Annotated in this window: 17 protein-coding genes; 8 read left to right on the forward strand and 9 right to left on the reverse strand. The window is 65.8% G+C overall.

Features of this window, described 5'->3' with window-relative positions; all coding sequences use genetic code 11:
- Nucleotides 1-466 precede the first annotated feature (466 nt).
- The 3 genes from ACE37B_RS21195 to ACE37B_RS21205 all read left to right on the forward strand — a co-directional run bounded on the left by ACE37B_RS21195 (nucleotide 467) and on the right by ACE37B_RS21205 (nucleotide 2,109).
- The gene (locus ACE37B_RS21195) at nucleotides 467-1,090 is read left to right on the forward strand and encodes an NYN domain-containing protein (protein WP_409925341.1); all 624 of its coding nucleotides are present in this window, start codon (nucleotides 467-469) and stop codon (nucleotides 1,088-1,090) included.
- 158 nt (nucleotides 1,091-1,248) lie between these two features.
- Nucleotides 1,249-1,623, forward strand: coding sequence for a hypothetical protein (locus tag ACE37B_RS21200; RefSeq protein WP_409925342.1), 375 nt, complete (start codon nucleotides 1,249-1,251; stop codon nucleotides 1,621-1,623).
- A 45-nt stretch (nucleotides 1,624-1,668) separates the two neighbouring features.
- Entirely contained in the window at nucleotides 1,669-2,109 is a 441-nt protein-coding gene (locus ACE37B_RS21205) for a TIR domain-containing protein (protein WP_409925343.1), read from the forward strand.
- 17 nt (nucleotides 2,110-2,126) lie between these two features.
- Here the strand turns inward: ACE37B_RS21205 and ACE37B_RS21210 are convergent, their stop codons facing one another.
- The 3 genes from ACE37B_RS21210 to cysS form a co-directional block, all read right to left on the reverse strand.
- A complete protein-coding gene (locus ACE37B_RS21210; RefSeq protein ID WP_409925344.1) occupies nucleotides 2,127-2,327 on the reverse strand; it encodes an integrase in 201 nt (66 codons plus the stop codon).
- 259 nt (nucleotides 2,328-2,586) lie between these two features.
- The gene (locus ACE37B_RS21215; RefSeq protein ID WP_409925345.1) at nucleotides 2,587-3,807 is read right to left on the reverse strand and encodes an acyl-CoA dehydrogenase family protein; all 1,221 of its coding nucleotides are present in this window, start codon (nucleotides 3,805-3,807) and stop codon (nucleotides 2,587-2,589) included.
- Nucleotides 3,808-3,879: 72 nt separating this feature from the next.
- A complete protein-coding gene (gene cysS / locus ACE37B_RS21220) occupies nucleotides 3,880-5,238 on the reverse strand; it encodes a cysteine--tRNA ligase (protein ID WP_409925346.1) in 1,359 nt (452 codons plus the stop codon).
- 121 nt (nucleotides 5,239-5,359) lie between these two features.
- Here cysS and ACE37B_RS21225 point away from each other — a divergent pair, with 121 nt between their 5' ends.
- On the forward strand, nucleotides 5,360-7,777 hold the full coding sequence (locus ACE37B_RS21225; protein ID WP_409925347.1) for a hypothetical protein: 2,418 nt from the start codon (nucleotides 5,360-5,362) through the stop codon (nucleotides 7,775-7,777).
- 40 nt (nucleotides 7,778-7,817) lie between these two features.
- Here ACE37B_RS21225 and ACE37B_RS21230 read toward each other — a convergent pair whose 3' ends face one another.
- Complete coding sequence (locus tag ACE37B_RS21230) at nucleotides 7,818-8,660, reverse strand: IS5 family transposase (RefSeq protein ID WP_409921328.1); 843 nt, start codon at nucleotides 8,658-8,660, stop codon at nucleotides 7,818-7,820.
- A gap of 146 nt (nucleotides 8,661-8,806) precedes the next feature.
- On the opposite strand from ACE37B_RS21230, the gene valS reads away from it, so the two are divergent.
- The 3 genes from valS (at nucleotide 8,807) to ACE37B_RS21245 (ending at nucleotide 13,752) form a co-directional block, all read left to right on the forward strand.
- Nucleotides 8,807-11,353 (forward strand): valine--tRNA ligase, encoded by a 2,547-nt coding sequence (gene valS, locus ACE37B_RS21235; protein WP_409925348.1) that lies wholly within the window; start codon nucleotides 8,807-8,809, stop codon nucleotides 11,351-11,353.
- A gap of 119 nt (nucleotides 11,354-11,472) precedes the next feature.
- Nucleotides 11,473-12,279 (forward strand): L,D-transpeptidase, encoded by an 807-nt coding sequence (locus ACE37B_RS21240; RefSeq protein WP_409925349.1) that lies wholly within the window; start codon nucleotides 11,473-11,475, stop codon nucleotides 12,277-12,279.
- Between the two features lie 78 nt (nucleotides 12,280-12,357).
- Entirely contained in the window at nucleotides 12,358-13,752 is a 1,395-nt protein-coding gene (locus ACE37B_RS21245; RefSeq protein WP_409925350.1) for an LCP family protein, read from the forward strand.
- Between the two features lie 85 nt (nucleotides 13,753-13,837).
- Here the strand turns inward: ACE37B_RS21245 and ACE37B_RS21250 are convergent, their stop codons facing one another.
- The 5 genes from ACE37B_RS21250 to ACE37B_RS21270 all read right to left on the reverse strand — a co-directional run bounded on the left by ACE37B_RS21250 (nucleotide 13,838) and on the right by ACE37B_RS21270 (nucleotide 19,028).
- Entirely contained in the window at nucleotides 13,838-14,653 is an 816-nt protein-coding gene (locus ACE37B_RS21250) for a vWA domain-containing protein (protein ID WP_409925351.1), read from the reverse strand.
- 125 nt (nucleotides 14,654-14,778) lie between these two features.
- Nucleotides 14,779-15,720, reverse strand: coding sequence for an AAA family ATPase (locus ACE37B_RS21255; RefSeq protein ID WP_409925352.1), 942 nt, complete (start codon nucleotides 15,718-15,720; stop codon nucleotides 14,779-14,781).
- Nucleotides 15,713-16,864, reverse strand: coding sequence for an NDMA-dependent alcohol dehydrogenase (locus ACE37B_RS21260; RefSeq protein WP_409925353.1), 1,152 nt, complete (start codon nucleotides 16,862-16,864; stop codon nucleotides 15,713-15,715). The genes ACE37B_RS21255 and ACE37B_RS21260 overlap by 8 nt, the downstream gene beginning before the upstream one ends.
- Nucleotides 16,865-17,005: 141 nt before the next feature.
- Nucleotides 17,006-17,776 (reverse strand): hypothetical protein, encoded by a 771-nt coding sequence (locus ACE37B_RS21265; protein ID WP_409925354.1) that lies wholly within the window; start codon nucleotides 17,774-17,776, stop codon nucleotides 17,006-17,008.
- A gap of 142 nt (nucleotides 17,777-17,918) precedes the next feature.
- Complete coding sequence (locus ACE37B_RS21270) at nucleotides 17,919-19,028, reverse strand: NDMA-dependent alcohol dehydrogenase (protein ID WP_409925355.1); 1,110 nt, start codon at nucleotides 19,026-19,028, stop codon at nucleotides 17,919-17,921.
- A gap of 159 nt (nucleotides 19,029-19,187) precedes the next feature.
- On the opposite strand from ACE37B_RS21270, the gene ACE37B_RS21275 reads away from it, so the two are divergent.
- Nucleotides 19,188-19,727 (forward strand): hypothetical protein, encoded by a 540-nt coding sequence (locus tag ACE37B_RS21275; protein ID WP_409925356.1) that lies wholly within the window; start codon nucleotides 19,188-19,190, stop codon nucleotides 19,725-19,727.
- Nucleotides 19,728-19,755 lie beyond the last annotated feature (28 nt).

The raw sequence follows: 19,755 nt of genomic DNA on the forward strand, positions 1-19,755 counted from the left end.
GGGAGCCGGGTTTCGCGCTTTTCAGGCTCCATCGATCCTGCTGTCCCGCTCTGCACAAAGTCGCTTGCGACCGGGACAGCCGAGCCGTACCGTTCGCCTCGCAAGGTCTGCCCCTCGTACGAGGATCAGCGGGTCTTGCTCGTCCGCCGTCGAGCGATCGATCAGCGGCGGCGAAGGCCTCAGGTGAGTACCTGCAGGAAGTGGACCCGGTTGCCTGCCCGTAGGCAGGGGAGCCGGGTTCCGCGCTTTTCGGGCAGTCCTGACCTCTTGCAAACGGACAGCGAGGCGCGGATACTGCAAGGTGCGCCGGGCGTCTTGAGCCCGGTGAAGTAGAGCCTCGGAGGAGCCAGCGACACCGCAAGGTGATTGTGGGAGCCGGGGCTCATACGCGTGATGCGACCGGATGCTGCGTCGGCAGTCTCATCCCCCGGCAGCGCCGAACACCCTCCGCCTAGGATCGCTGTCGATGGCCACGATCGTCTACATCGACGGGTTCAACTTCTACTACGGCGCGGTCAAGGGCACACCGAACAAGTGGCTCGATCTTGAGGCCCTCTCCCGTCGACTACTGCCCAACGATCAGATCGTCAAGATTCGCTACTTCACGGCAAGAATCTCAGCGCGGCCCGATGACCCGCAGCAGGCTGTTCGGCAGGAGACGTACCTTCGAGCGCTCAACACGCTCCCGCTGGTCGAGACCCACTTCGGGCACTACGTCACGCGCCCGACCAGGATGCCGTTGGCGAATCCACCGGCGACGGGCGCTCGCACCGTAGAGGTGCTGAAGACGGAGGAGAAGGGGTCCGACGTCAACTTGGCGACTTACCTACTGCTCGACGCGTTCCGCCAGAACTGCGACACGGCGGTGGTCATCAGCAACGACTCGGATCTGGCTGAACCCGTCCGCGTCGCCCGCACCGAGGCAGGTATCAAGGTCGGCGTGATCAATCCGCATCGAGCGAAATACCGATCGCGCCGACTGCAAGGAACGTTCTTCAAGCAACTCCGACCCAACGTGCTCGGTCAGTGTCAGCTACCCGAGACGCTCCACGATTCGGAGGGTTCGATTACCAAACCGACGAGGTGGTGAAAAACGCAGAGGCCCGCCGAAGCGGGCCTCGCACCCAGCCACCGAAGCGACTGGGGGAATGACTTCAATGTAGCAGTCTGATCGCCAATGTGAAGAGCGCGACAGCGAAGACCCCTCACGATACGTTCGGCTCTACCTCTCGAAGACCGGAACGAAGAATGGCCAACCCTGCAATCCAATCCCTCATCGCGGAGCTCGACTCGATCACCGAGTCTGCTGCCAAGTTGCAGAACGACGCAACGACGGATGCCGAGGCGGCAACGATCGCCGATTCGTACTACGACTGGTATGGCCGAGCACTCAGCCTCTTGCCCGATCAATTCCATCCGCGATCAAGAGATGCCTTCGAAGGCGGAACTTTCACGATGAAGATCGAGGCCTTCCTCGCGAACCCGAAGGCACCCAGCCCGTTGTTCGACGCAAGCAAGCCGGACAATCTGATTGCGTCTTCGCCCTTTCAGCATGACTTTCAGAAGCACTTCCGGACCCACGCGAGAACACAGCGCCAGATCCTGATCGAGGCCAGCCACTAGTCACCAGCAACGGGCCCGGCTTCGCAGGTTGACCCGGGCGGCGACGTGTTCATCGTTCATGGTCACGCCGAAGAACAACTGCACGCCGCAGCCCGCCTCATCAACAAGTTGACTCAGCGCGAACCCGTGATCCTCCGCGAACAGCCAAACGGCGGTCGCACGATCATTGAGAAGTTCGAATCTCACGCCTCCGAGTGCGCCTTCGCAATCGTGTTGCTGACGGCCGATGACCGTGGTCGATCCGCAAAGGTGCAAGACGAGCAGCCGCGCGCTCGACAGAACGTGGTGTTTGAAGCTGGATACTTTGCAGGCCTTCTCGGTCGCGGCAAGGTCGTATTGCTCCACGAACCCGGGGTCGGACTACCTTCGGATCTGGATGGCGTCCTCTACATCGAACTCAGCGGAGGTTGGCAGACAAACGTGGGAATTGAGATGCGCGCAGCCGGCTTGGACATCGATCTGAATCGACTCTCGTCGGGCGATTGATCGACCGGGCCCTGCATTCAGTCATCGTCGCCACGAAGCAGGTCACCGAGGCCGGCGGCGAGGGCTTGGTCGGCAGCAGCAAACGCGTGGGCGTAGACGCGCAGGGTCATCGCCGGGTTGGAGCGGCCGAGGCGGCCCGCAACGGTTCGCACGTCGTGGCCCTGGCCGATCGAGACGGTGGCCGGCCAATGGCGCGGGTCATGCAGCCGCCACTTCATGTCGATGGCCGGAGCCTTGCCCGCCGTCGTCCGCTACCAGCCGATGTGATCCGGCGGGACAAGGTCGGGACCGACCCCGAACATCCACGGGCCGCATCGCTCGCGTGCACGACACAGTGTCGAGCGACATCACTCACCTGGGCTGCCATTCGGGCGAGAGTACGCCGGAGGTGTCACACCGAAGAGCGCACATCGCTCGGGTCGAAACGACGAACGGCCGGTCGACGACCGACGTCGTCGACCGGCCATCAACTCAGAATCACTCGATACGCAGGCCCGAAATGGCCCGGCTGATCACGAGCTGCTGGATCTGCTCGGTGCCTTCGAAGATGTCGTGGATCTTCGCGTCACGGTGCCAGCGCTCGACCGGGTACTCGCGGGTGTAGCCGTAGCCGCCGAGGATCTGGATCGCCCGCTCGGTCACCCACGTCGCCGTACGGCCGGCCTTGAGCTTGGCCATCGAACCTTCGGCGTTCTTGAAGCCGCGCTGCTTGCCGAGCCACGCGGCCCGCCAGATCAGTGCGCGAGTCGCTTCGATCTCGGTCGCCATGTCGGCGAGCATGAACGCGATCGACTGGTTCATGATGATCGGGCGACCGAACGCGTGACGCTCCTTCGCGTACTCGGTCGAGTACTCGAGCGCCGCACGGGCGATACCGAGCGCCTGTGCGCCGACCGCCGGTCGAGTCGCCTCGAAGGTCTGCATGGCGGCCTGAGCGTTGCCCTTCTCGCCGCGGCGAACCTTCGCCAAACGCTCGTCGAGCTTCTCCTTGCCGCCGAGGAGGCAGCGACCCGGCACGCGCACGTCGTCGAGCACGACCTCAGCCGTGTGCGACGCGCGGATACCGTGCTTCTTGTACTTCTGCCCCTGCGAGAGCCCCTTGGTGCCCGGCGGCACGACGAACGACGCATGCCCCTTCGAGCCGAGCTCGGGGTCGACGACGGCGACGACGACGTGGATGTCGGAGATACCACCGTTGGTGATCCACGCCTTCGTGCCGTTGAGGACCCATTCGTCCTTGGCCTCGTCGTACTTTGCCGACGTGCGGTAACCACCGACGTCGGAGCCCGCGTCAGGCTCGGACGCGCAGAACGCACCCAGGGCGAGCTTGCCGGTGTCGGCGTTCTCGTAGCACTGCGGCACCCACTCCATCATCTGCTCGGGGGTCGCCGACGAGGCGATACCGGCAGCGGCGAGTCCCGATCCCATGATCGCCATGGCGATGCCCGCGTCGCCCCAGAACAGTTCCTCGATCGCGACAGGCATCGACAAGCCGGTCGGATCGTTCATCATCGCTTCGGCCATGAACTCCCAGCTGTACAGGCCGATCTCCTTGGCCTGCTCCACGATGGGATAGGGGAACTCTTCCTTCTCGTCCCACTCTTCACCGGCCGGACGAACCACGTTCTCAGCGAAGTCGTGTACCCACTTCTGCAGGGTCAGCTGATCTTCGTTGAGCTTCATCGAGAAATCGGTCATGCCTCCAAGTTACCCGCTGGTAACCACGGTGTCTACTCGTCGGTAACCATCGACCGGTAGGGCCCTGCGCCGTCAGCGGCGGACGGTGGTGCCGTCTTTGGTGGTCTCGACGGTCCAACCGTCGGCCTGCAGTTCGGCGCGCAACGCGTCGGCCGTTGCGAAGTCCTTCGACGCACGCGCCACGTCGAGGGCGGCAGCCTTCGCGGTGACGTCGGCGGGCACGTCGTCGCCGCCCGCTGAGAGTTCGAGGCCGAGGGCCGCGCAGATCTCCATCACCGCGGCCACGAGCGGACCAGCCGAGGCATCGCCACTGTCGATCGCCGAGTTCGCTGCTCGCACTGTGTCGAACACGATCGACATCGCCTTGGGAGTGTCGAGGTCGTCGTCCATCGCCGCGCGAAACGCATCGAGCAGATCCTGATCGGGGTCGGCGCTCGGCACGTTCGCGGCGCGAGCGGCGAAGGCGTCGAGCCCGGCGAGCGACGCGACCGCCTGGTCGATGTTGCCCTGGCCAAGCTTCACCGGGCTGCGATAGTGCGCCTGCAACAACACGATGCGATAGGCGCGCTGGTCGTAGTGCTCGATCAGGTCGAGCAGGTTCGAGACGTTGCCGATCGACTTCGACATCTTCTCGCCCTCGGCGTCGACGACGAAGCCGTTGTGCATCCAGTGCTGCGCGAAGGTCTTGCCGAGCGCCACCGCCTGGGCACGCTCGTTCTCGTGGTGCGGGAACCGCAGATCCTGGCCACCGCAGTGCAGGTCGAACCCTTCGCCGAGCAGACCGAGGCTCATCACGACGCACTCGCTGTGCCAACCCGGGCGCCCATCACCCCACGGCGACGGCCACGACGGCTCGTCGGGCTTGGAGAACTTCCACAACACGAAGTCGGCGGGGTGGCGCTTCTGAGCCGCTCCGTGGACCTCACGGTCGCCGCCACCCGCTCGCATGTCATCGAGCGTCTGGAACGCGAGCAACCCGTAGTCATCGACCGATTCGACGTCCATGTACACACCGTCGTCGGTGATGTACGCCTTGTCGATCGCGATGAGTTCGCCGATCATCTCGACCATCTCGTCGACGTATTCCGTCGCCCGAGGCACATCGGTCGGTCGCTTGACGTTGATGCCTTCCATCGCCTCGAACCACATCGCTTCGCACTTCGTGGTGATGTCCTGCCACGGACGATCTTCCCGCTTGGCCCGGTTGATGATGTTGTCGTCGATATCGGTGATGTTCGAGACGAGCCGTACCTCTAGCCCACTCCATTCGAGGTATCGGCGAAGGATGTCGTAGCTCAGCGTCGCCCGGCCGTGACCGAGGTGCGCGGGGCCGTACACCGTCGGCCCGCACAGGTAGATGCTGACCTTGCCCGGCTCACGAAGAGCCAGCTCGCGCACGGAACGAGTCGCAGTGTCATACAGGTGCAGCACGACGCGAAGTGTACGAGCCCACCCCGACCGACCCGTATCGGTTTGTCTCAGACACAAACCGATACGCCCGCACCGAGCTCGATGACGTTTCGCTGACGCTCCGAGGCACACGGTGGCGGGCATGAGCAAACCCGCACGACTCCCCGCTGGCGCGCCAGCCTCGCTCCGACAGTTCGTTGCCTGCACCCTCGACACGACGACCCTCGACCTCACCGACCTGGGCTGGATTCCCCGCCCCGCCGAGGTCCCCGACGCCCTCGCACCCTCGGTCTCGATCGGCGACGACGCCACCTCGACGAGCGCGACGATCAAGGTCGGCTACGGACCCTTCATCGCTGTCGCGCTGCCTGCATCGATCGTCGAGGGCGAGCTTCGCATCGATGCCGCCGACCTCCCCTTCGGCATCGGACCGAACGTCACGAAGTGGGTGGACGCGTTCAACGCCACCCTGCGCGCCAACGGCAAGCGACTCGACGAGTTCTCAGTCGACAGTGACTCCATCTCGCTCACCAAGAAGCCTGCCGTGACTGCGACCGACGGCTCGACGGTCGCCCCCAGTGCATCGACGACCACGGTTGTCGCCGCGCCACCTGCGACCGAGCCGCCGAAGAAGTCGGGCTCCGGTTGCCTCGCCTGGGCCGCCGGAGCGGTCGCAGCGATAGCCGTGGCCGTCGGAATCGGTGTGGTCGCCACCAATTCCGGCGACGACACCGCCCAGACGAGCGACAGCATCATCGTCGTCGACGAGCCGGCCTCGACCGAACCAGCAACCACCGGACCAGCAACCACCGGACCAGCAACCACCGGGCCAGCGACGACGATCGCACAGGTCGGGCAGAGCGACGGCCTGTCGCTGATCGACAACATGGCGCTGTGCCACGCCTTTTCGGATTCCGACAGCGACAGCCCCGACCAACGAGGCATCGACTACGGCAGGATCTCCCTGCCCTCCGGCCCGTGCGAGCCCGTCGTGGCGGGGACACACACCCCGCCGTGCCCGGCGACGTCACTCGTCTGTGAGGTGCCCGGCGCGCCGCCGTTCGTCATCGGCGGGACCTTCGGCACCGACCACACTCGACAGATCACCGACGCCGCCACTGGCATCCTGAGCAACTCCACCGCCGAACAGATGCTGTTCCTGATCGACGAAAGCGGACTCGGCGACTCGGCGGCGAACGTGGTGCTCGACTGCAACGGCCAACGCATGGTGGGCAGCACCGTGCTCCGAGCCGGAGCCATCAGCTCAGCTGACATCCCGTTGCAGTCATACGGAACCTGCCAGCCGGCACCGCTCGAGTTCCTCGACGGACCGCAGTCGGGCCTCCTCGTCGTGGTCTCACCCCCGGGCGACCCGTACACCGTCGACGATGCCCAGCCGGACCCTGGCGAACCCGACGTGGAGCGATACGTACGAAGCAGTGCACGATTCTCGGTCGAACCGACCTGGGCCGATGCAACGTCGATCATCCATCAGACCATCGCCGGTGCACCAGTCGACGACCGATGCACCTGGTTCTTCGACGCTGCCGACGTCGGGCAACTCGTGCGTGTGCTCGACGGATGCGGCACCCGACAGAACCTCTGGGTGTTCGCCGCTGCGACGACCCCCGTCGACATCGACGCCGCGATCTCGATGACGGACACGGCGATCGGGACCACGGCCACGCTCGTCGCACCGCCGCCGGATGCCCCGGACGACACCGGCGCCTTCGACGCGCTGTTCGACAACACGGTCTTCCCGTGTGGCTTCGGCTACATCGCCTACACCGCGTGTAGCGACGACGAGCCGGACATGAACGCCAGTGGTCTCGTCACCGTCAGCGCCTCCCTGCTCGATGCGGTTCCGATTCCCGGCGACGGCACCGACCGGGCCCACGTCGTCGACTTCGGGAGCAACGGCGGACCGACGTACACGATGCGACAGGCCGACGTTGGCTGGGGCGTCGAGTCGTCCGCTGGCACGACCCGAGCACGGGCACTGATCCGCGGCAACTCGATCACCCTCGTCGTTCCCGACGACGAGATCTCCGTTGCCGACCTGGGCTATGTCTGGCGCACCGAGATCGACGGCCAGGTCGCGGAGCAACCACCCGTCGCTGTCGTGGGCCGCCTGACCGTCCCGGCGCTTGCCGCCACGAACCCCGACGAGCAGCCCGAGCCAACCGGGCCAAGCGAGCTTCCCGAGCAGCCTGTCGCCGTCGTCGAGACGCTCCCCGAGTTCTACGCGAACCTCTCGGCGAGCCTTGCGGCGGGCGACGCCGGATTCGCCCTCGACCGGCTCGATCCTCGAGTGTTCGAGGCATTCCCCGAGTCGTGCCCGGCGGTGCTGCAGACGGTCGCCGACCCCGACTTCGGGATCGACCTCGTCGAAGCCGGACCAACCGAGGCGTGGACCTACGAGGCGGCCGGGCTCGCGATCTCGATCCCGGACGCGATCGCCGTCACCGTGCAGCTCCGCGGTCGGGGCCAGACCGGCACACCGACACGATCCCACCTCACCCTCATCGACGGCCGCTACCACTGGTTCACCCGCTGCTGACCAAGCGCTCGTCGACCCGTATCGGTTTGTCTCAGGAGCGTCAGCGGATAGGGCGGTAGTTGGTGTTGCGGTGGTCGATGAGTCGTGCGGTGATGAGGAACACGGTTGCGAGGCAGAGGGCGGCGTGGCGGTGTGTTGCTCGGCGGTCGGTGTTGCGTTGGATTTGGCCGTAGTTGGTGAACCAGGAGTGGGTGCGTTCAGCGACCCAGCGGCGCCCGAATCCGACGAGTTGGATGCGGCCCTGACCTGGCTGGTTTCGTGGGATCACGTTCACGTCGCCGATCGTGTAGTCGGCGAGTCTGTCGGGGAGTGATTTGTAGCCGAATCCTCGGTCGAGGTGCAGGGTGCCGATCCGTGCGGTGACGGGATGTGCGGTGATCGCGTTGAGGGTGGGTTGCAACAGTCGGTAGTCCTGGCGGTTTGCGCCGTCGATGACCCAGCCGATCGGGATGCCGTCGGCGTCGACGCCGGCGCACCACTTCCAGCCCAGACGACCGTGGGTTTTCGGGCCTGCAGCGGTTCCTTCACCCCCGCACGGGGCAAAGTGTTCGCTGCCGTCGATGGTGACATGGGTCGGGTCCAGACCGATGATTCGGTCGTACGCGGCCAGTGCTTGCTCGAGCAGTTGATCGAACACCCCGGCGTCGATCCACTCGTCGCGACGGGACCGCAGGGTGGTGTCGGACACGGTGTAGCCCATCAAGAACTCGACGGTCTCCCACGATGCGCCCGTCACGAGACGAATCAACAGACCCCGCAAACAGACCAGGTCGTCGATACGGGGCCGATGACAACCCAACGGATGTTCGGGCCGGTCCGGGAGCAAGCCTCGGATCGTTTCGAACACCGCATCGTGGACTTCAGAATCGAGCGCGCGCATCATATGGGTGACCTCCCCGGTCGGTTAGTTGGGTCGCACTCGGTATGAAAACCGAGCCAACCCACCGACCGGTGGATGGTCACCTATCCGCGCGACCTCCAGAGACAAACCGATACGGGTCGAGGTGGCGTCGATAGCCTCGGGCCACTATGACGACTGTTCCCGACAAGCCGACGCTGGACGGCATCGAGTCACGCTGGGCCGCCCAGTGGGAGACCGATGGCACCTACCGCTTCGATGTCGATGCCGTACGTCAGGACGTGTTCTCGATCGACACGCCACCCCCGACCGTGAGCGGTTCGCTGCACGTCGGCCACGTGTTCAGCTACACCCACACCGACACCATCGCCCGCTACCAGCGCATGGCCGGCAAGCAGGTCTTCTACCCGATGGGGTGGGACGACAACGGGCTCCCCACCGAGCGTCGGGTGCAGGCCTACTACGGCGTTCGCTGCGACCCGAGCCAGCCCTACACCGAGGGCTTCGAGCCACCGTTCCGGGGTGATCCACCGAAGAAGCACCAGGCGATCCCGATCTCGCGCCCCAACTTCCTCGAACTCTGCGACGAACTGGTCGAGATCGACGAGCGACTGTTCGAGCAGCTGTTCCGGCACCTCGGCCTGTCAGTCGACTGGGCGCTCAAGTACGCCACGATCGACGAGCGCTCCCGCCGAATCAGCCAGCGTGCGTTCCTCCGCAACGTCCAGCGCGGCGAGGCCTACAGCCAAGAAGCCCCGACCCTGTGGGACATCGATTTCCGCACCGCGGTGGCCCAGGCCGAGCTGAAAGACGAAGAGCGCCCCGGTGCCTACCACAAGATCCCATTCCGGATCGTGGGTGACGAGGCCGACACCATCGACATCGACACCACCCGCCCCGAGCTCCTCGCAGCCTGCGTCGCGCTCGTCGCGCATCCCGACGACGAACGGTTCCAGCCGCACTTCGGCAAGCGCGTCATCGTCCCGCTGTACGGCCAGGAAGTCGAGGTCCGCGCGCACGAACTGGCGCAGCCCGACAAGGGCACCGGCATCGCGATGATCTGCACGTTCGGCGACACCACCGATGTCACCTGGTGGCGCGAGCTCGCGCTCGAGATGCGCGCCATCATCGGCCGCGACGGCCGGATCCTTCCCGACGCGCCCCACGGCGTCGATCCCGACACGTACGCACTGATCGCCGGCAAGTTTCCCAACCAGGCGCAGAAGGCCGTCGTCGAGCAACTGATCGAACAGGGCATCCTCATCGGCGAACCCCGCCCGATCACCCATCCCGTGAAGTTCTACGAGAAGGGCGACCGACCGCTCGAGATCGTCACCTCCCGGCAGTGGTACATCCGCAACGGCGGCAAGGACGCGGATCTGCGCGCCGCGCTCATCGCACGCAGCGGCGACGTCGTCTGGCATCCCGATCACATGCGCCACCGCTACGAGAACTGGGTCGAAGGGCTCAACAGCGATTGGCTCATCAGCCGCCAACGATTCTTCGGCGTGCCCATTCCCGTCTGGTATCCGCTCGACGCGTCCGGTGAGCCGATCTACGACACGCCGCTGCTGCCCGACGAAGCCGACCTGCCGGTCGACCCGTCCATCGACGTGCCGGCCGGTTACCGAGACGACCAGCGCGATCAGCCCGGCGGGTTCGTCGCCGACCCCGACATCTTCGACACGTGGGCGACCTCGTCGCTGACACCCCAGATCGCCGGCGACTGGGAAGGCGACTCCGATCTCTTCGAGCGCATCTTCCCGATGGACATGCGGCCCCAGGGTCACGACATCATCCGCACCTGGCTGTTCTCGACCATGACCCGCAGCCATCACGAGCACGATGCGGCGCCATGGAAGCACGCGGCGCTCTCGGGCTGGATCCTCGACCCCGACCGCAAGAAGATGGGCAAGTCGAGTGGCAACGCCATGACTCCCGAAGGATTGCTCGACCAGTTCGGCACCGACGCCGTCCGATACTGGGCCGCGTCCGGACGACCGGGCGTCGACACGACGTTCAGCGAAGAGCAGATGAAGGTGGGTCGCAAGCTCGCCAACAAGCTGCTCAACGTGTCGAAGTTCGTGCTGTCGTTCGGTGACGTCGACATGTCCGGCGCACTGAGCGACACGGTCACCGACCCCGTCGACCTGTCGATGCTGGCCAAGCTCGATGCCGTCGTGGCCGAGGCGACGACCGGCTTCGAGGCCTTCGACTACGCCCGCGGCCTCGAACGCACCGAATCGTTCTTCTGGTGGTTCTGCGACAACTACGTCGAACTCGTCAAGAACCGGGCGTACGAATCGATGGGTCCACACGCCGCTGCGTCGGCGCGACGGGCGCTGCGCGAAGCGTTGTCCACATGCCAGCGGTTGCTCGCCCCGATCCTGCCGTTCGCAACCGAAGAAGCCTGGAACTGGTGGCACGACACGAGCATCCATCGCGCGAGTTGGCCGACGGCGAGCGAGCTCGGCGGTGACCCCGACCTGATCGATCCGACGATCGAGGCACTCACGATCGTGCGTCGCGCCAAGTCGGAGGCCAAGGTCAGTCAGCGAGCCGAGGTGGCGTCGGTGACGATCTCTGCTCCGTCGGCACTGCACGAGGCGCTCGCCGCCGGCCGTGCCGATCTGGCCGCAGCAGGATCGATCGCCTCCATCGAGATCGCGACCGCCGACGAACTCGACTGCTCGGTCACCCTCGCCCCGTCCGACTGAACGGCGCCCACTTGCCCGCGACGTCATCCGGTGCTACTCGACACCATCATTTTCTGGTCGGCGGCGATGTTGCAATCAGGTGACGGATGTCTCGTCACGATGCGATAACCTGCGGGCGTATGCGGTCGTCGTCGAAGTTGCTGGTCACGCTGGCGATGCTCGCGTCCGTGCTGGCGTTCGGCGGCATGCACGCCGGAGCGCAGGCTGACACTCCCACGACCGACGAGACCACCACCACCGAGGCGGGTGACGACGACACCTCGACGACCGACGACACGACCGCTCCAGACGAGACCGCTCCCACCGATCCGGGTGACGACGAGAACACCACGACCACTGACGACACCACGACCACTGAGGCGACGACTGTCCCCGAGAGTTCGACGACACTCGATCCGTTCCCGGACCCGGTCGACATCTCCAGCCTCAGCGTGCCGTCACGGCCCGGAACCACGTTCCAGACCCGCCCGCTGCCTCCCCCGCCGACAACCACCACGACGCTGCCCGACCCGACACTGCTCCCCGCCAACTCCGGCACCGGTCGCCGCGCGGTGTACTCGAAGTCGGCCCAGCGCGTCTGGGCGGTCGACGCCAACGGCACCGTGTTGAAGACGCATCGCGTGTCGGGCAAATTGACATGGTGTGACCCACGGGTCGGCACCTATGAGGTCTGGTCGCGGTCGCGTCACACGTATTCGATCAACAACCCGACGATCAAGTGGGGCTATATGGTCCGTTTCACCAAGGGGTGCAACGGCGGCAACATCGGATTCCACGAGATCCCGTTCCAATACGGCCAGCCCGTTCAGACGATCGCCCAACTCGGGCAGCCGCTCTCCGGCGGGTGCGTCCGCCAGGCTCTGCCCGACGCCATCTGGATGTGGAACTGGGCACAGTTGGGTACCAAGGTCGTCGTCCTGCCTTGAGTCGGCGCTCGTCGGCGGTAACGATCCCCCACTGCTGAACGAAGCGACGACGTTGGACTCGGTATCGTCTCCGTCTTCATGGCTGCCGAGGTTCCCCACGACATGACCCCTCCGCTGGCGCCAGTGAAGCTCCGCCGTACCTGGCCGCAGCGTCTCCTCGTGCTCGCTGTGTCGCTCGCGGCCGTGGGCTCCTTCGCCGCCGCCGCGGCGATCTGGTTCGTGCAGCAACAACTCGAGGATCGCAACCTCGTCGCGATCGACTCCGGGACCGGCTCGAGCGGTGTCTCGTTGTCGCCCGGCGACGCCACCGTCTCGACGGCCGAACCAACCCCCTCGGCTGACGACGAGACGGTGGCCACCGAACCGCCAGCACCGGTCGAGACATTCCCGCCCGCCGAGCCGGCCGCCCGAAACATCTTGGTCACCGGCGCCGACAACAACTCGTGCCTCGACCCTGATTCGCCGTACGCCGCGGCGTTCGGAAATCGCGACGGCTTCGGTGAGCGAAGCGACACGATCATGATGTGGCGCGTCAACCCGGCGACCTCGCAAGTCGCCGTCCTCTCGTTTCCTCGCGATCTGTGGGTCAGCATCGACGGACGCTCCAGCAAGAACCGGATCAATACCGCCTACGAGCGCGACGATCCCCAGCGGCTGATCAACACGATCTTCCAGAACTTCGGCATCGCCACCGACCACTACGTTCAGGTCGACTTCTGCGCCTTCAAGACGATGGTGGACGCGGTCAACGGCGTGGCGGTTCCGTTCGAGCGGTCGGTGCGCGACGTGAAGACCGGCTTGAACGTGCAGATCGAAGGCCCGAGCTGCTTCGAGTTCGACGGCGATCACGCGCTCGCCTACGTCCGGTCTCGATCGCTCCAGGTGATCCAGGACGACGGCACCTGGCGAACCGACCCGTTCTCCGACCTGAGCCGCATCTCGCGCCAGCAGGACTTCATCCGGCGCGTCGTCGACGAAGCCATTGCGAATGCCTTCTCCCCGAGCGTCATCACCGGCCTGCTCGACACGAGCAAAGAGTTTCTGGTGACCGATACGGGGCTCACACCCAATCGAGTCCTGCAGTTTGCGGGCGTCGTCCGGACGGTCGATCCTGCCGCGATCACGACGTATCAGATCCAGGCCAGCGGCCAGACGATCTCGGGGAACTCGGTGCTGGTGCCGCGACTCAATGGCGACAACATGCAGGCCGTTCTCGCGCTCTTCCGCGGGGAGGCCACGCTGGCAGAACGTCCGATTCAAGATCTCGATGCCGACCTCGACGGCGACGACACTCCGAGCGCGACGACGGTCCCGCTCACGACGACCCAGGTCGAGCCCGACTCGGCGGCTCCGGCCGTGACCGACGCAGCGACGACCACGACCGAGGCCATGCCCTTCGAGCCGATCCCGCAGGTTGACGCCGAGAGCGACGTCGTTGGTTACGTCCCCGACGGCAGCATCTCCTGCACCTGACCGCCGGACACCGATCCACGACCACCCCGGCGAACCACTGTCCTGCGACTGAGCACACCGCCTGAATCGCGGGCCGCGGAACCGGTCAGCTGTCGAGCACGCTTGCGAGCGCCGCGGCCGCCGCGCTCGGCCCCGCGACCGTCGTGAGACGAGCTCCGGTCTGCTCGGCCAATGCTTCGGCTTCCTCGCTGTCGCCTTCCGGAGCGATGATGACGAGTTCCTCGAGTCCGGCGGCCGCGCTCACGACGTCGCCCGGAACCGTCGCCCGACAGTCGGACAACAGCACGGTGATCTTGCGGCCAGCGTTGGATCGACGCAGTTGCTCGGAAGCAGAGAGCAACGCGCCAGCGACATCGGTCGTGCCAAATCCTCGGAGCGCGAGCACGGCGTCGACGACCGCCTCGTTCGACTTCGTTTGGTCTTGCGACTTGGCAGCCACGATGTCCTTGCCAAAGGAGAGCACCGAGTAGTCGTCAGGTGAGCGCCACGCGACAGCCGAGGCGGTAACCGCCGAGGTCGCCAGCGGTGCGCCACCCATCGAGCCGCTCCGGTCGACGAGCAAACAGATCGCCGTGCCCGGCGTGACCCAGCCGCGCACCCGCAGGTCGTCTGGATCGACCGCCGATCGCGTACTCCGAGCGGTCAGCACCGCATCCAGGCTGGCATCGAGATCGATGTCGCCGGCGTCCGGGCGATAGCGCTTCGTCTCGAGCTTGCCGATGCCTCGCGGTCGAGACGGCCCACGCTTCGCGAGGTCGAGGAACAGACGTCCGGCGAGCCGCCGAGCGAGCTCTCGCAGCGCCGGATCGGTCGCGCCGGTCAGATCGGCGAGCATCGCCAACATCTGATCGGGGTCGTCCTCCATTGCCTCCTCCACCGCCCCCTCGTCGAGTTCCCCCACCTCCGGTGAGATCTCCTCAAAGTTCGGCTGCTGAGCGAGCTCACGGCGCGACGTGGTCTTCTTGCGTGCCTTGCTGACCTCTTCGTCGGCGTCGTCGCCTTCCTTGGCCTGCGGCGGTGGGCTGTTCAGTTGGAGGTCGTGGCCCCAATCGGGGCGCCAGCTTTTCCCTCATCACCGGCCCCCTCATCACCGGCGACCCGTCCGAAGACCTGCTGCCACAACTCCGAGATGACCTCTTCGGAGGTTCGGGTGGTGCCTTCACGCAATCGCACCCGTCCCGACAGCGCGACGAGCGCGGCGTCGAGCGACACACTCGGATTCTCGACCGGATGCCCACGCAGCTCAGCGAGCGATGCCGCAACGAGCACCATGTCGATCGCTCCACGAACCGATGACCCGACACGCAGATCAGGGTGGGCCCGAGTGAGCCGAACCAACTCCACGACCTGATCGACGCCGCCGCCGACGCCCGCCCCGGCCGCTCGGCGAACGATCTCGGCCTCGTCGGGAGCCGACTGATACCCGACGGCGATCCGACACACTCGGTCGTACACCGCGCCGGAGATCCGCGCCGTGCCGACGGCATCGAACGGGTTCATCGCCGCCACCAGGCGGAACCCCGGCGACGCTTCGATCCGACCCAACCGTGGCACCGTGATCTCCCGTTCGCTCATGACCGTGATCAACACGTTGAGCGTCTCCTCAGGAACGCGGTTGAGCTCCTCGATGTAGAGCAGCGAACCGTTCTGCAGTGCGCTGGCCAGCGGACCGGGCACGAACACGTCGGCGTCGTAGCCCTCTGACAACACGCGAGCCGGGTCGAAGTGACCGACCACGCGAGCGGGCGTGAGCTCGGCGTTGCCTTCGACGAACTCGAAGCCGATGTCCATGGCACGCGCCACTCCGCGCAGCAGCGTCGATTTCCCGGTACCCGGGGGGCCCTCGATCAAGATGTGGCGGTCGGACGCGATCGCCGCGACCACGAGTTCGATCTCGCGCACGCGTCCGACGACGCCAGAGCTGAGTCGAGTGACGAGGTCGTGCAGGTCGACTGGCTGCTCACCCATGCAGGATCACACCTCGGATGTTCTCGCCGTCACGCATGGCTTGATAGCCCACGTTGATCTCGTCCAGCGAATAGGTCTTGGTGATCAATTCGTCGAGCTTGAGCTGTCCTTCCCGGTACATGCTCAACAGTCGGGGGATGTCGGCACGCGGGTTGAGGGACCCGAAGATCGTGCCCTTGATCTCCTTGTTCCACATCGCCAACTCGAACAAGTTGACCGACGACTCGGTTTGGGTGATCGGCGCGACGCCGGTGACGACGATCGTGCCACCCTTGCCGGCGAGGCCTGTGCCCAGCGCCATCATGTCGCCGTACAACACGCCCGGCGTCAAGATCACCTTGTCGGCCATGTGGCCCCAGGTCATCTCCTGGACCTGTGGAAACGCTTCTTCCATCGACGAGAACGTGTGCGTCGCGCCGAACTCCATGGCCTGCTCGCGCTTGAACTCGATCGGGTCGATGGCGATGACGTGGCGAGCGCCCGCGATCTTCGCTCCTTGCACTGCATTCATGCCGATACCACCGATACCCACCACGACGACGGTGTCGCCGGGCTGGACGTTGCCGCGCTCGGTGGCCGATCCGAAACCGGTCGCCACGCCACACGAGACCAACGCCACGGCTTCGAGCGGCAGGTCGTCGTCGACCTTGATGACCTGCGACTCGGCGACACAGGTGTGGTGCGCAAACGTCCCGAGCTTGGCGAGCATGTTGAGCTCGGTTCCGTCCTCCAGGCGATGCCGGGAAGTCTCGTCGGTGATCATCCCCTTGCGGAACGTGCCACCGCCGGCGTCGCACAGATTCTGGCGACCGGTCGAGCAGTAGCGGCACCGACCGCACGACGGTACGAACGAGGCCGAGACGTGATCGCCCACCGCAACGCTGGTCACGCCGGGGCCGACCGCAGCGACCACGCCGGCGCCCTCGTGCCCACCGATCAGCGGCCACATGCTGTCGATACCGAGCATCTCCCACGCCTCTTCGGGCGGCACCATGTCGCCGGTGATCATGTGTTCGTCGGAATGGCACAGGCCAGCGGCCTTCCACTCGACGATCACCTCGCCGACCTTGGGATCGTCGACCTCGATGTCGACGACCTCCCAGTCCTGGCCGGTACCTCTGATGATCGCTGCCCTGGTTCTCACGACGACCCCCTGTCCCCACGGATGTTCGGCGCCGACGGACCGGCGCCTTCGTGAGCAACGTAGCCGGGCGACCCGCACACCACCGCAGTGCAGGTCATCGTGCCTGGCACGATGACCTGCACGCTGCTTCTCGAGGGCGGGTCAGGGTGCGACGTACGCCTTCAGGGCGTTGGTGTACTGGGTGGCGTCGGGGGTGTTGTAGTACTCGGTCTGGCCCTCGTCGACGAACACGAAGAACGGGCACTCGGTGTCGGCCGCTTCGATCGTCTCGGTGCCGACCACCTCACCGGTGGTCGCCTCGTAGACGGTCATCTCATAGGTGATGTCGACGAGATCGAGCGGGATCACCTCGCCCTCGTCGGCTTCGAGCTCGCACTGGACGCCGTTGGGCGTCTGCGCGACGACCTTCGCGCAGGCGATCAGTTCGATCGCGACGAACTCGCTGTTGTCGTCGAAGTTCGAGTCCTGCTCGATGGTCCAGCCGGCCGGAAGGTCGAGGAAGCTTGCGTCGATCCACAGTCCGCTGTCGGACTCCTGCATCAGCATCACCGGGCGGGGCCCGGCACCGTCCGACAGCGGCGTCGCTCCGCCGAAACCGACCTGGGTGTCACAGACACGGCTGAACTCGGAGGTGAACTGCGGCAGGTCCGCCACCAGGCCTTCCCCCGCCGGAGCGTCCGTCACCTCGTCGGCGGGTGTGTCCGTCGCATCGTCGAGCGCGCTGTCCGCGTCGGCCGCCAGATCGTCGAGTTGGCCCTCGGCGTCGGCCGCGATCTCGTCGAGGGCAGCTTCGGCCTCCGCGGCGATCTCCGCCAACTCCTCATTGACGGCATCGGCGTCGCTGTCTGAACCGCCGCAGGCGGCGCCCAACACGGCGACGACAGCGAGAGCGGGAATGAAACGGCGTTGCATGATCTGGTATCTCCTCGTTCACGCGGCTCGTGGATCGAGCCGTCGCCGAGGAACCTACGCAGGCGCCGTCAACCCAGCGTTGCTGCCCCACCACGCTGGGGCAGCAGACCTCCACATGACGTCAGTAGACCACCGGTCCGCGTCAGTAGACCATCACGCCGCGGATGTTCTTGCCCGCCCGCATGTCGTCGTACCCGTCGTTCACGCCGTCGAGCGTGTATTCCTTCGTGACGAGGCCGTCGAGGTCGAGCTGACCCTCGCGGTAGAGGCTCAGGAGCTTGGGGATGTCGGCGCGCGGGTTGCCCGAGCCGAACAGCGACCCGACGACCTGCTTCTCCATCAGCGTGAGATCGAGCAGGCTCATGTTGGCCGACATCTCCATCGCCGGGTGGATGTTGGTGACGACGACGCGTCCGCGCTTGGCGGTGAGGGCCAACGCTTCGGCCATCAGCTCACCGGAGCCGACGCCCATCGTGAGGATGACTTTGTTGGCCATCGTGCCCCACGAGGCAGCGCCGAGCGGCTCCATTGCCTCGGTCATCGATGCAGCCGTGTGCGTGGCGCCGAACTCCATCGCCTTCTCGCGCTTCGACTCGACCGGGTCGATCGCCCAGATCTGCTTGGCGCCGGCGAGCTTGGCGCCCTGAATGGCGTTGGCGCCGATGCCACCCACGCCCACGACGGCGACCACGTCGCCGGGGCTGACCTCGGCGGCGTACACCGACGAACCCCACCCGGTCACGACGCCACACCCGAGCAGGCAGGCCCGGTCGAGCGGCACGTCCTTGTCGATCTTGATGCAGCTCGCCTCGTTGACCACGGTGTCGTGCGCGAACGTGCCGAGCATGCACATCAGTCGCAGGTCCTGACCCTGCCCATGGTGACGCGAGGTCATGTCGGACGCCTGCATCCCGGCGCCCATCAGCGCACCGAGGTCACACAGGTTCTGATGGCCGGTCGAACAGCTCGCGCAGCGACCGCACGACGGGATGAAGCCGAACACGACGTGGTCACCTTCTTCGAGCCAGCTCACGCCCTCGCCGACGGCGGTCACCACGCCCGCGCCTTCGTGGCCACCGATGATCGGCAGTTCGAACGGCAGGTCGCCGGTGACGAGGTGTTCGTCGGAGTGGCACATGCCGGACGCGGCGAGCTTGACGCGCACTTCGCCTGCTTTGGGATCGTCGAGTTCGATGTCCTCGACGCTCCACGGTGCGTTGACTTCCCAGAGAATTGCGGCCTTGGTCTGCATGAAACGATCGTAGGTCATGTGACCGCCTTCACGTCAACGCAGCGCGCCCCGCACGGCCTGCACTGAGTGCTGCGCTCGGCCCCGTACTCGGTCCTGCGCTCCGTCACCACCGGGTGATACCAAGGTGGCCGACCGGCCGACGGTCGGCACACTGGTTCGATGAGTGACGACGATCTGGCTGCCCACCTCGACGCGTTGCACCTCGACGCGGTCGCCGCGCTGGTGCGTGACATGTCGGACGACGAGTTGCACCATCTCGCGGAGCTGGTGCGTCACGTGCAGATCGAACGAGCGGTCGCGAGCGGCGACGAAGACTCGATCATCGCCTCGGCGTTCGAAACCGGATTCAGTCGCGACGGACTCGGCGTCTTGCCGTGGATCGAAGGCAACGTCATCGTGTGTCCCGGCGGCATGGTGTCGAAGTCGAAGACGAGCCATCGATGCCGCTTCGTGAGCGTCGACGACGCATGGGTCTGGGAGTCGAGCCTGCTGCTACGCGAAGACAAGCGGTCATCTCCCGGCACCGATGAAGGGTTTCGGGCGATCGCGCTGCTCCCGGTGGTCGATGGCACCCAACTCGACGTCGTGAGCGGCAAAGCGCGAAGTGGCCAGCACTCGGTCGACCACGTCGTGAGCTATGAAGTGCGTGGCGGCGAGCTCGTCGAGGTGTCACAGCGCAACGTGTCGCCGCGCCACTGAGCAGCCGATCGTCGAAGGCGCCGATCGA

It is taken from the genome of Ilumatobacter sp. (assembly GCF_046290335.1).
Classification (GTDB): domain Bacteria; phylum Actinomycetota; class Acidimicrobiia; order Acidimicrobiales; family Ilumatobacteraceae; genus Ilumatobacter_A.

Excerpts from the sequence above, each read along its gene's own strand:
- ACE37B_RS21210 (WP_409925344.1), bottom strand. The coding sequence starts at position 2,327 with ATGAAGTGGCGGCTGCATGACCCGCGCCATTGGCCGGCCACCGTCTCG.
- ACE37B_RS21270 (WP_409925355.1), bottom strand. The coding sequence starts at position 19,028 with ATGCAGACCAAGGCCGCAATTCTCTGGGAAGTCAACGCACCGTGGAGC.
- ACE37B_RS21255 (WP_409925352.1), bottom strand. The coding sequence starts at position 15,720 with ATGGGTGAGCAGCCAGTCGACCTGCACGACCTCGTCACTCGACTCAGC.
- valS (WP_409925348.1), top strand. The coding sequence starts at position 8,807 with ATGACGACTGTTCCCGACAAGCCGACGCTGGACGGCATCGAGTCACGC.
- ACE37B_RS21275 (WP_409925356.1), top strand. The coding sequence starts at position 19,188 with ATGAGTGACGACGATCTGGCTGCCCACCTCGACGCGTTGCACCTCGAC.
- ACE37B_RS21240 (WP_409925349.1), top strand. The coding sequence starts at position 11,473 with ATGCGGTCGTCGTCGAAGTTGCTGGTCACGCTGGCGATGCTCGCGTCC.
- ACE37B_RS21230 (WP_409921328.1), bottom strand. The coding sequence starts at position 8,660 with ATGATGCGCGCGCTCGATTCTGAAGTCCACGATGCGGTGTTCGAAACG.
- ACE37B_RS21225 (WP_409925347.1), top strand. The coding sequence starts at position 5,360 with ATGAGCAAACCCGCACGACTCCCCGCTGGCGCGCCAGCCTCGCTCCGA.
- ACE37B_RS21215 (WP_409925345.1), bottom strand. The coding sequence starts at position 3,807 with ATGACCGATTTCTCGATGAAGCTCAACGAAGATCAGCTGACCCTGCAG.
- ACE37B_RS21265 (WP_409925354.1), bottom strand. The coding sequence starts at position 17,776 with ATGCAACGCCGTTTCATTCCCGCTCTCGCTGTCGTCGCCGTGTTGGGC.
- ACE37B_RS21200 (WP_409925342.1), top strand. The coding sequence starts at position 1,249 with ATGGCCAACCCTGCAATCCAATCCCTCATCGCGGAGCTCGACTCGATC.
- ACE37B_RS21245 (WP_409925350.1), top strand. The coding sequence starts at position 12,358 with ATGGCTGCCGAGGTTCCCCACGACATGACCCCTCCGCTGGCGCCAGTG.
- ACE37B_RS21195 (WP_409925341.1), top strand. The coding sequence starts at position 467 with ATGGCCACGATCGTCTACATCGACGGGTTCAACTTCTACTACGGCGCG.